Below are 11,487 nucleotides of genomic sequence, written 5' to 3'. Positions count from 1 at the left end.
AACAGCAGTAGAACGTGGCTCAGTGTTTACTTCAACAGCCGCTGTAATACTCTTTAATTCTGTCAGGCTATCATTACTTTTAGGAAGGCGAATTGAGGCTAAATTAGGAACATCAGTCTTTACTGGCTTTTTTTCAGCCTGTGACTTTTCCTCCATAGCCGCCTGTGACTGCTGCAGCTTTTTACGCAAAGCAATCATTGTTTCAGTGGTGCTTAAAGAGGATTGAGGGCTTGACTGAGCTGCGTCAGGTGTGGCGACTTGCTCACTGTGTCCATAGTATTCAGCCTGTTCAACAATGGTTTGTTGTTGAGCAAACAATTCTTGTTCATAGGCGCTGTCAGCTAAATTTTGTTGTTCTTCATCCATGCCGTAGTCGACGTGGGGGTAATCATCATTATGATCTACTTCCACTTTAGCATGATGAGCCTCTGGATGAGTTTGGATACCTTGCTCAAGGTTTTTGTATATTTTAGCTTGAGTATGTATATCAACCGCCTTTGGTTGCTCTGGCTCTGGCAGCGAGATTGTCTCAGGAGACGGTTGAGCAACTGTCACCTTTTTTTCAGGCGCAAGCGTTACATCAGGCTGACTTGTCAGAGCTTGTGTGCCCAGCGAATTGATGTCTTCAGGATTTAAACTGATATTATCTGGGCAAAAGGCTAGCATTCTAAGCAAGGTCATTTCTAAACCAGACCGAGCATCCGCAGCATGGGGCAAGTCTTTTTTGCCCAATAGCGCGATTTGATAAAGTAGTTGGATATGCTCTGGGGCAACACCTTTTGCAATTTGATAAATCGCACGAGCCGATATAGTTTCAAGTTTACAGGCGTCTGGAACGAGTTGGGTCAAAGCAACTTGATGCAACAGACTCATCAACTCTGCTAAGACCTGACTAAAATCAGCTGCTTGCATAGCCATTTTGTCAACCGATGCCATGACCTCATCACTGTGCTTTTGCAAGAGGGCATTAAGTAACTTGAGTACAACATTTTTGTCCATCAAGCCAAGCATATCCGTCACGATGGATAGACTAACAACCCCATTGCCTTGGGCTATGGCTTGGTCGGTTAAACTGAGTGCATCGCGCATACTGCCCTGTGCAGCCCGAGCTAACTGATTTAACGCTTCGCTTTCACTCTCAAGGTGTTCTTGTTGCAGAATAAAGGCCAACTGCTGTGATATCTGACTGCGCGATAAGGCTTTTAGATTGAACTGCAAACAGCGAGATAATATCGTGACAGGTAACTTTTGTGGATCCGTCGTGGCCAGCAAAAATTTCACATGAGGAGGCGGCTCTTCTAGCGTTTTAAGCAAAGCATTAAAACTGTGTTTCGACAACATGTGAACTTCATCGATAAGGTACACCTTGTAGCGCCCTCTGCTTGGACGATACTGCACGTTATCTAATAACTCTCTGGTGTCTTCGACTTTAGTACGCGAGGCCGCATCGATCTCCAACATGTCGATGAAGTTGCCCTGCTCAATCTCTACACAGGTACTGCATTTTCCGCATGGTGTTGCACTTAGACCTAATTCACAGTTTAAGCTTTTAGAAAAAATGCGCGCGATGGTAGTTTTGCCTACTCCTCGGGTGCCTGTAAACAAATAAGCGTGATGTAATCTATCGTTATCTAAGGCATTCGAAATAGCGGATACAACATGTTCTTGCCCAACTAATTCGGCAAAACTATTGGGACGCCATTTACGGGCTAATACCTGATAACTCATGCTTTTTTGTTACTCGCCTTCAAACTCACAAATTGAAAAACTGGTTACGCCGTTTTGTGTTAATTTTTGCTCACCACCAAGAGAGGGCAAAGAGATAACAAAACCAGCGTGCTCAACAATCCCCCCCAAACGACGGATTAAATTTGCCGTAGCGATCATTGTTCCACCCGTTGCCAGAAGATCATCTAACATCAACACTTTTTCACCGGGCTTTACCGCATCTTGGTGAATTTCAAGAGAATCAGTACCGTATTCTAATTCGTAGCTTTCGCTGATCACGGCTCTTGGCAGTTTTCTAGGCTTGCGCACAGGAATAAACCCAATGCCAAGCTCAATCGCTAGAGGTGCGCCAAAAAGGAAACCTCGCGCTTCTGTACCAGCAACTTTATCGAATCCCATTGGTGCATAGTGTTTAACTAACAATGCAATGGTTTGCGAATAGGCGGTGTGGTCCTCTAATACTGAGGTGACATCACGGAACATTATCCCTGGTTTAGGATAATCAGGCACGGTCTTAATGACCGACTTTATATAAGCGGCGGACACGAATTTCCCCGTAGTAAGTAAAAAATTTATTGCGGTTTATAGATAAAAAACAAACCAACCGACAATGGCGTTTAACAATGGAAAGGCTAATAAAACGATTAATGCGGCAAAAACATAGGACCAGTTGAATGGGTCGATGACTTCGTTTTCATTTTGCATAACCAAACTCCTAAGAAGCAAATAAATAGCATTTTATATAAGGGGCAAGATGGTAATGCAAACCACCTCAAAATGGTAGCTTTTACCTTGCCAAAGGTCCTTTGACAACAAAACTAATCACATTTTGTTGGCAGCAATATTTCTTTGCTCAACATTTGTTCAACAATATTTTGCACTGACAAGTTGAGTTGTGCAGGATTAATTTGCGGTAAAACAGATTGCATCTGGGCTAACAACTCTGACATCCCTATGTGCGCGTTTTGCTGGATCACATTTAACAGGTGAGCACTGACTTGATTAATTAAAGAAAAATTCACGTCGTCTTTATTATTTCGATATACCACGAGATAAACGGGCTCTTCCGCCAAATGGGGCTGAAAATCCACGCTAATGCGATGGACTGGATAATGATAACTGACTAAGGTTGCCAAGGGTGAAAACTGTATCAGAGTGGGAAAATCATCTTTATTTGGTTCCCAAACGACTAAAGGTTCGGAGCATTTTTTAATACTAATAGATAACTCTAACCACTCGTAATGTGCAAGCTCACTCAGAAAAGGCGGATCGTAATCTGTTGCTTGATGTTCGCTGCTTAAATATTCAACAAACTCCAAACTAATGTCGGTAAAGTAAGGTGATCGACAACGGTGGCTAGCAAAAAACTGGCGAGCGAGTCTTAACCATTCTTGTTCTTGGTAAATCGAAGCGAGTACCGGAAATCCAGAACTGAGAAAACCAAGGATATTATTAAAAAACAATTCACGATATATTTTAAGTCTGCGGTCTTCAATACCATAATCAAAAGCCACATTATCGGGGTCTTTCAAATGAGCAATAAATTGCTGCTGTATCGCTTTAAAGTCGGTCATTACGCCAACCTTTGTGAAGCCGTCGTGGGCCTAAACTGAGCTTGGATTGATTTTATATTTTCGACTTCTTGCAATAAAACGGGCATCGGTGGAATATTAAAATCCCGCTCTAATAGCGTTGGAAATACACCGTGAAGTGCATAAGCCTGCTGCAATAAATGCCAGACAGGTTCAATGACATCAGCGCCGTGAGTATCTACCTTCAAATCATCTGCTTCATCAAAATGCCCTGCAATATGCCCATAAGCAATTTTATGACTGGGCATCGCCGCTAAAAACTGCTCAGCATTGTAACCATGATTAATTGAATTGACGTAAATATTATTTACATCAAGTAAGAGCGAACAGCCCGACTCTTCTAATATGGCTAAGGTAAACGCCTGTTCAGTCATTTCTTGGCCGGGCGACGCATAATAGGACACATTTTCTAGAATGAGCGGTCGTTCAATAATGTCTTGAACCTGTTTAATGCGGGCAACCACGTGCTTCACTGCATCCTCTGTAAAAGGGATAGGCATAAGATCATACAAATGACCTTCACCCGAACAATAACTCAGATGCTCACTGTAAAATTGAATGTTATGCTCGTCTAAAAAATGTTTAACACTCTTCACAAAGTTCACGTCTAAAGGCGCCGGACTGCCGATGGAAAGAGACAGCCCATGGCAGGTAAAGTAATGATGTTCGGTAAGTTGACGAAGCACTTTTTGATATTTACCGCCTAATGGGATCCAATTTTCTGGTGCTATTTCCCAAAAATCAACTTGTTGAGGAACAGGGCTGAGTTGGTCCAACATTTCTCTTCTAAGCCCTAAACCCGCACCAGTAAATGGAATTTTGTTAGACATAAAGGCTCCTTAAAAAAGTAAAGGCCAGCATTGGCTGGCCTTTTTATTGCTGTAGTAGCTTACGCTTGGCCGCCGCATTTGCCTTCACCGCATTTGCCTTCGCCACATTTACCTTCTTTTTTCATTTTATCTTGAACCTTGGCTTTCGCTTTATCACCACCGCACTTGCCTTCGCCGCATTTACCTTCTTTCATGTCTTTGGCCATGGCTTTCGCTTTATCGCCGCCGCACTTGCCTTCGCCACATTTACCTTCTTTCATGTCCTTGGCCATGGCTTTCGCTTTATCGCCGCCGCACTTGCCTTCACCACATTTACCTTCTTTATCTTTAACCTTGGCAGCTTTGTCACCACCACAGCTGCCCTCAGCGAGGCTTAACATGTAACCAGACTCAAGAGATTGCATTTCAAAAGGGTTTGCATTGGCTTGCAAGCTCACAGAAGCAAGCGAGCCTATCACTACGGCACCAATAGTCGATGCGATGGCCGTTTTTTTAATTTGATTCATTGGTTTATCCTTTAATTTAACAACAAAATTTGCGGGGTTGATAACGTCAATAACATAGACCATAGCCCACTCAACTTTATTTCACATTAAATACAAATTAATTTGTATTTCTGTTAACACCTCACAAAGTCACTAAAAACAGAATCTTTATTAAGCCATTACACGCTAAACGGCTTCTTCGTTTTCCTCGCCAGTACGAATCCGAATGACGCGTTCTACGTCATAGACGAATATCTTGCCATCACCTATTTTGCCTGTTTGCGCGGTGTTCATTATTGCTTCAATGGCTCTTTCAACGAGCTCATCAACAATCACGATTTCCAACTTAACTTTGGGTAAAAAATCGACGTTATACTCTGCACCCCGATACATCTCTGTATGACCTTTTTGACGACCGAAGCCTTTTACTTCGGTTACTGTCATCCCATTTACCCCAATTTGTGCTAAAGACTCACGAACATCATCTAACTTAAACGGTTTGATTATGGCTTCTAATTTTTTCATCTTTATATCCCTGCAGGTTAGATTAATCGTAAATAGTTGGAATTGGTACGCGCTTATGCTGCGTTTTTACAAATATGCTAATGAGTTTATCTGACACATGTTGAGCAACATCCTTGCCCTCTAAAAAGTCATCAATTTCATCATAACTGAGGCCTAAAGCGAGTTCATCCGCTTTTTGCGGCGCAAGACTTTCAAGGTCGGCAGTTGGCGCCTTAGTGATCACGTTTTGTGGTGCGCCGAGAAATGCCGCAACTTGCCTAACTTGTCGTTTGTTTAAACCAAATAGAGGCGCTAAGTCACAAGCGCCGTCACCGTACTTGGTGTAAAAACCCGTAATGTTTTCTGCTGAATGATCGGTTCCAAGGACAAGGCCGTCTAACATGCCTGCTATTTCATATTGAATCACCATGCGTGTGCGAGCTTTAACATTGCCTTTAACAAAATCACGTTTTGTTTCACTTTCGGGCAGTAAGTCAAGTGCACTCAAGGCCAAGCTAGTTTGTTGGTCGATAGCATCAGCGCCAGGTTGAACATTAACAGCAACACTATGGCTAGGTTCGATAAAGTCAATTGATGCTTGGGCGTCTATTTCATCGGCCTGAACGTTATAGGGTAAACGGACCGCAACAAATTGAAAGCCTTCATCTCTTTCTTCATTTAGCTCGTTCACTGCAAGTTGTGCCAGCTTTCCTAAGGTACAGGAATCTATACCGCCACTGATACCCAATACTAAACTCTTCATCCCGCTATTCAGTAAATGCATTTTTATAAAGTCGACCCTACGTCTAACTTCAAAAGCAGGCTCAATGTGCGAGAGAACTCGCATTTGTTCAATTATTGTGGCAGCTAACATCGTGTAATACCTATCGTTTTTCTCAATATTTTGTAAACCGATCAAATCATCGGTTTGTCCTTGTGTATAGCAATTCTAACCATGACAACACAATTTATACCAAATTTTTCTTAAATTAGTTTATGTTATCTCAATAAGTTTAAAAGGAGCGGCAGTGGCGAATCAAAAAGGGGTAACCCTCATCGAAATCCTGATCAGTTTAGCGATCGTAGCAATTATTATGACAGCTGTGGCACCCAGTATTCAGAGCATCTTAATAAAAAATAAAATAGCCTCACAAATCAATGAATTAAGTGCGGTTATTCAGTTTGCTCGAAATAATTCAATTGATCAACAAATCAGCACGGTTGTGTGCCCCTCATCTGACTATTCCGTTTGCAGCAACGATTGGGACGCCCCAAAAATCGTTTTTATTGATATTGACGGAAATGGAGATAGGGGTTCAGACGAAGAGCTAATCGCCACCACTGAAGCAATTTCACCAAATAACTATGTAACTGGCCCGGCAAATTCACTGATGTTTTTGCCAAATGGTGAGGCATCAGGCAACTATACGTTGTTAATTTGTCATACCGACAAAGAAGCAGAATACGCTAGGCAAATCACAATTACTCTTCAAGGTCGAGTAAAAATGAGCACTGATAGTGATAGAAATGGTATTCATGAAGACACCACTGGTACTGAACTCAGTTGTCCCTAATCTGAAGGGGTGCTCCCAGCCTGGATAATGAAATCAAACGGACTCAAATGGACACAACGTTAAACATTTTTAAACGTTTAGCTTGTTAGGCTCATCGGCTACCGCTCTTCTTATCACCTTGTTAACTTGAGACGGAAACAGAGTTTCAGCGACCAAGAGACGTGAAAACTAAGGTTGTGTAACCAAGTACGTCACAAACGTCTCTATTCGCTTTAGTTAGCAACTCCAGCAATATTCTGCACCACTAATAGCGCCGCTATTGTCTTTATCCCACGCACGTCGACCATCACTGTAAAAAAACAAACTGCCATCACCGGCTTGTGCACTGCTAGAACTTGGTTTTGCCTCGATTAAATACGTGCTACCTGTTGCTTGGCTGATAAGAAGATCATATTTGCGATTAGCATAAGGCTCAGCAGAAGGGCTGTGTTTATGAAAGTTGGCTGGACTGCCAGTATCTGCTCCAGAGACTGCTGCTTTTTTATAACTATAACTCGCTGCTTTGTGGCGCTCCATTGCTGCTGCCAATGACATTAAATCAGCTTGTGCAGCAGACCGGTTACTGCTTTTGATAAAGCCTTGATAACTCGGATAGGCCAACATACTGATAATGCCAACAATGGCTACCACGATCATCAGTTCAACTAAGGTAAATCCCGCACTCTTATTTTTTTTATTTGAATACATTGTTACTGCCTTTCTATTTCAGTTTTCCAACTGCTTTTTTGTACTCGTTCAAAGTTACTGTAGATATTTTCGGCTAAACATTCAAAATCTGAGTTACAGGCAATTTGATCTCCATTGCTGTCTCGCTGGATTACCGTTGAAGCGCATTCAGTGCCTAAGCAAACAATGGGCTTAATAATATCTTCAATCAAGATTTTGGTATCAGGCGCAATACCCGTTTGTTTTAACTGTGCGTACCGATCTTGATGCTGTTGCTCCCCATCCTGATTTAAGTCGGTGACCGCGTTGCCGTTAACTAGCTCAACCAAGTATGCGCGACTATTGCCTGATGGCGGTGCACAAGAGCTTGTGCTCGCCGTAGCCGGTAAGTAAGTGGTAAAGATAATTTGATAATCTAATATCAAGGGTGAAGCGAGCACTTTTTCACCACCAGCCCCAAGCCTGATCATCCAACCGGAAAGTTGTGCAAAATTATTCGCCTCTATTTGCTGTAAGGTGCTGTCAGACGAGCTTAACAGATGATCCGTTGCATCATACAAACTAGAAATACTCAACACAGGGCTGGGTAGACTGTAATTGCCGTCTTCGTCAAAAGTGAAAACGCCAGTGTCTTTTATCATGTAAAAATGATCTTCTATCTCACTGTTTAAAGGGTGAGCTCGATAGCCAGAGCCAAGAGCAACAGCATAATAGTGCTCTGCACCTAAACTAATTTCAGTGACATCAGGGCCATAATAAAACCGGCGGTTATCCGTATTGCTATCACCACCAAAGTCAGCCATTAAACCACCGGTGACTAAGTCACTTATAGCCTCTCCATTGTGAATATCGAGACGAAACAATTGGCCGCCCATATCTACCACGTACATGTGATCGGCAAAGCCGTCATTGTCTCGGTCAATGACCGATACTCTGGCGGGAATACTGTATTGCATATCACTGAGATTTAAATTGGCATCACTGTTACTCGCAGACCAAATGAGCGCACCAGAATCAGCATCAACAATGAAAACCGCGTTACCTGTGCTATCGGCACTGCGCGTCAATTTGCTGTCTTGGTCGGCGTCGTAGCCACCACCAAAAATCAGCACATTTTTAGCCGTGCTCCCTACTCGAATTTTTGTGACAGTGGGTTTCGACCATGTTTGCCCTAGCTTAGCAAACTCCCCTGCACCGCCTTCTATTTTAAATAATAAAGAGGGGGATGTTTTGTTGCTAACGTCAAGAGCATAATAATTTTTACCTCCTCGGCGCATACCCAGATAAAGATATTTATTGTTACCCACTGAACGCAACACCATGTCGCCATCTAAGCCATATATGTGAGTAAAGGTCGAGCTATCACGATAAAAGTCATACAAATTTTCCATTAATTCTTTGGGCATAATGGCAAAATTTTCGGTGCCTGTTTCAGGGTCGAACGAATGCAGATAACCATGATTTGTTGCGACCAAGACAGCGCTCTCAGTAAGAGAATAGTTAACAATAACAGGCTGCGAATGAATCGGGTCGCCCATTTGCAAACGGGCATCGGTATCAAGTCCATCCCCATCATCATCTCGAACATCCACACCCCGAGCCCATTTTAGTAAGGTTTCTCTGACCGTACTTGAGTTGGCTACCGACCCAAGGGCTAAATCGCTCACCGTAAAATTATTGTTGTCTTCATGGACTAAATTCGCTGTGGTCATAATCGTGCCAGGACCAGAAAACGCGTAGACATTGCGGGGCAAACCCATTTGGCTTGCCGCTCCGCCATCGCGGACATCATTGCCATCAGCTAACACTGACCAATAGCTGTGGGCGTTGTCGCTGAAAAATCCGGTTAAACTGTCTACCGCATTGTTGCCGTTTTTATCGAGTATGTCTGCGCCATCTAATTTGTATTTTTTTACATTTCCAGGCCACAACGTGCCTTCAGCTGGTTTAAATAGTGCAAAATACAATTCATCATTGTGGGTCAATCGGTTGAGTTGATTAACTGCTACCCCGGGTGAGACGAACGTGGCGTTAACATCCTTTACTGTCTTCAAAATGGATGCAAACACATCAACTAGATCTTCGGTATTCGATGCCGTGTAAAAGCCACCATTCCCATTAATTGCTAAGTCATTTAAAAATGCATTTGCAGTACTATTGGCGGCAAAACCGATGGTATGGGTATAGATTTTTGAGTCGATCACCGATTCATCGGCATCACCGATATTACGGATTAAATCCAAGCCGCACTTTTCTCCGCCGGAACCGCGACAAGATAAACCTAACATACTTTCTATTTTACTAACGCTGTGGTTGTTATTCGCTTCGCCGTCGGACAACAATACAATATGGTTATTGGTTTGGCATTGCCTGTCAGTAATCGGTGAAACATATTGTGCGCCGCTGGGAATATATTCACCCACACAGGATGAACTACTGAGATTATCCAAGGTACAGCCGCTAGGTAACACAGAGTCGGCCCCAATATAACTTAAACGACTGCTTACTCTGGTATTTCGTCTTACCGAAGAAGAAGTTGAGCTATCGCCTCGTTTCAAGCCATAGTCCACATTGAAACCGGCATAATAGTTGGCCGCCTCATATAGGGTATCAACAATCGGTGTAAAACCTTCCGCGCTGAGCGAGTCGACTTGGCTTATGAGGTGGTCCCGCACCGTTGATGTTTGCCCTGGCGTGGCTTGTCCTTCAAATTCAATGACTAATTTAACGGCGCCAGAGGGTTGCCCATTGTAGCTATATGCGCCTCGAGTTCCGTTGAAATCAGCCATAATAAACATCATTTCATTGCCCGCATTCCACCCACTGCGATTAACAATCTGCTGCACAATATTGGTGACGGCAGGACTCTGATACGTATAGTTTCGGTACCAACGAGGGATGTCAGCCCAATTTACCGCAGCAGTTTTAGCGATGTTACGTAGTTCATAGCGGTCATAATTATTGAAGTTGCCTACATCATTAACATTGGCACCATAAATATTCATTGAAGCATAGCTACTAGAGCTGGTTTGATAGGCGGTAAATTCTAGGTAAGCATTCGATATTGCAGCATTTCTTGGTAGGGCGACATTTCTAAAAATCACCCCTACATAGTCATTTGAGCCACTTGAAAAGCCAAGTTCACTACCCGTTGACTCATAACCATTTGAGCGCTCTTCAGCATTGTATCGCTGCGAACTAACTTGATAAGTATAACCGCCTTTCACACAGCCTGTAGCCGTTGTGTCGTCATAAGTGATGACTAGCTGTGGTGATAAACCAGAGCCTTCTTCATAGGCTTTTGCTTGTCTTGCACTACTACTCGAACTGCCCACACCTTCAATCAATAAACTTAGCGCGTTACCGCCACACCACGTGCTTTGATCGACGATCTCTTGGATGATACTGGTGATATCTGGCGTTGAAATTGTTTCGTTAGACACTGGCCAATCGTTGTCCGTATTCCACAACACAGAGTTGGCGGTTTTGGCACGACTAGTGATATTACTCGCAGTATTAGAAAACTCACTGGCGTTACCAACTAACTCACCGCTGATCGTAAATTCAGTGCTTGCTACATTGTAATTATTTGAGGTAAAGCGCACAAAAGCACTAGTAATGGTGGCCCCTCTTGGAATATTCAAATTTTGATAACGTATACCCACAGTTACTGGCGTAGTACTTTCAGACAATTTTAGGGTGTTAGCACCTACAGTGACACTTGAGCTAATTTCGAAAGCATCGTCACTGCCTTGACTAATTGAGGTAATAATTTCTGGGCGCACAGCGTCATCAATGGGGCGAACCGGATAGAGAACAGGCCCACCGTAGTCAGAAAATCGCATTAAACCTGCATTAATGTTGGTAACGGAAGAGAGTGTTTCTTTGAGGGCATTTTGAACCCGCAACATGCGTGACTGAGAGCCATCGTCCCTACCTGTCATACTGCCCGAAGTGTCCATAATAAAAAGTACATTTGGATTGTAAGTCACTTGCGAGCCGGATGTACCTAAGTAAATTTCAAGGTCGTCTGCCAGTGCGACATGAGCGCAACACAAAGCCGAAAGTAACAAAAATACCCGATTTATTTGACGTAATGTATTCATAA

The 11,487-nt window shown here is 43.1% G+C and carries 11 protein-coding genes; 1 reads left to right on the top strand and 10 read right to left on the bottom strand.

The genetic code is table 11. The features are described from left to right. The 8 genes from dnaX to nadE form a co-directional block, all read right to left on the bottom strand. Window positions 1-1,728: DNA polymerase III subunit gamma/tau (gene dnaX, locus NWQ57_RS13405; protein WP_306022660.1), on the bottom strand; the 1,728-nt coding region annotated here is incomplete at its 3' end. A gap of 9 nt (window positions 1,729-1,737) precedes the next feature. Beyond that, on the bottom strand, window positions 1,738-2,274 hold the full coding sequence (apt, locus tag NWQ57_RS13400) for an adenine phosphoribosyltransferase (RefSeq protein WP_306022659.1): 537 nt from the start codon (window positions 2,272-2,274) through the stop codon (window positions 1,738-1,740). Window positions 2,275-2,310: 36 nt separating this feature from the next. Further along, entirely contained in the window at window positions 2,311-2,433 is a 123-nt protein-coding gene (locus tag NWQ57_RS13395; RefSeq protein ID WP_306022658.1) for a hypothetical protein, read from the bottom strand. A gap of 113 nt (window positions 2,434-2,546) precedes the next feature. Further along, window positions 2,547-3,302, bottom strand: coding sequence for a DUF2063 domain-containing protein (locus NWQ57_RS13390; RefSeq protein ID WP_306022657.1), 756 nt, complete (start codon window positions 3,300-3,302; stop codon window positions 2,547-2,549). Then, window positions 3,302-4,150 (bottom strand): DUF692 domain-containing protein, encoded by an 849-nt coding sequence (locus tag NWQ57_RS13385; protein ID WP_306022656.1) that lies wholly within the window; start codon window positions 4,148-4,150, stop codon window positions 3,302-3,304. The genes NWQ57_RS13390 and NWQ57_RS13385 overlap by 1 nt, the downstream gene beginning before the upstream one ends. Window positions 4,151-4,209: 59 nt before the next feature. Next, window positions 4,210-4,656: a hypothetical protein gene (locus NWQ57_RS13380; RefSeq protein ID WP_306022655.1), complete on the bottom strand. Its 447-nt coding sequence runs from the start codon at window positions 4,654-4,656 to the stop codon at window positions 4,210-4,212. Window positions 4,657-4,821: 165 nt separating this feature from the next. Further along, window positions 4,822-5,160 carry a P-II family nitrogen regulator gene (locus NWQ57_RS13375; protein WP_306022654.1) on the bottom strand — a complete coding sequence of 113 codons (339 nt, stop codon included), beginning with the start codon at window positions 5,158-5,160 and terminating at the stop codon, window positions 4,822-4,824. Between the two features lie 22 nt (window positions 5,161-5,182). Further along, window positions 5,183-6,013, bottom strand: coding sequence for an ammonia-dependent NAD(+) synthetase (nadE, locus tag NWQ57_RS13370; protein WP_306022653.1), 831 nt, complete (start codon window positions 6,011-6,013; stop codon window positions 5,183-5,185). Window positions 6,014-6,167: 154 nt separating this feature from the next. Here nadE and NWQ57_RS13365 point away from each other — a divergent pair, with 154 nt between their 5' ends. Further along, on the top strand, window positions 6,168-6,713 hold the full coding sequence (locus tag NWQ57_RS13365) for a GspH/FimT family pseudopilin (RefSeq protein ID WP_306022652.1): 546 nt from the start codon (window positions 6,168-6,170) through the stop codon (window positions 6,711-6,713). Window positions 6,714-6,929: 216 nt separating this feature from the next. Here the strand turns inward: NWQ57_RS13365 and NWQ57_RS13360 are convergent, their stop codons facing one another. Further along, window positions 6,930-7,400 (bottom strand): type IV pilin protein, encoded by a 471-nt coding sequence (locus NWQ57_RS13360; protein ID WP_306022651.1) that lies wholly within the window; start codon window positions 7,398-7,400, stop codon window positions 6,930-6,932. Between the two features lie 2 nt (window positions 7,401-7,402). Beyond that, on the bottom strand, window positions 7,403-11,485 hold the full coding sequence (locus NWQ57_RS13355) for a PilC/PilY family type IV pilus protein (RefSeq protein WP_306022650.1): 4,083 nt from the start codon (window positions 11,483-11,485) through the stop codon (window positions 7,403-7,405). Window positions 11,486-11,487 lie beyond the last annotated feature (2 nt).

The organism is Paraglaciecola sp., from assembly GCF_030730205.1.
In the GTDB taxonomy this organism is placed as follows: domain Bacteria; phylum Pseudomonadota; class Gammaproteobacteria; order Enterobacterales; family Alteromonadaceae; genus Paraglaciecola.
The sequence above is the reverse complement of the archived record's forward strand: the minus strand, read 5'-3'. Positions and strand labels throughout refer to the sequence as shown.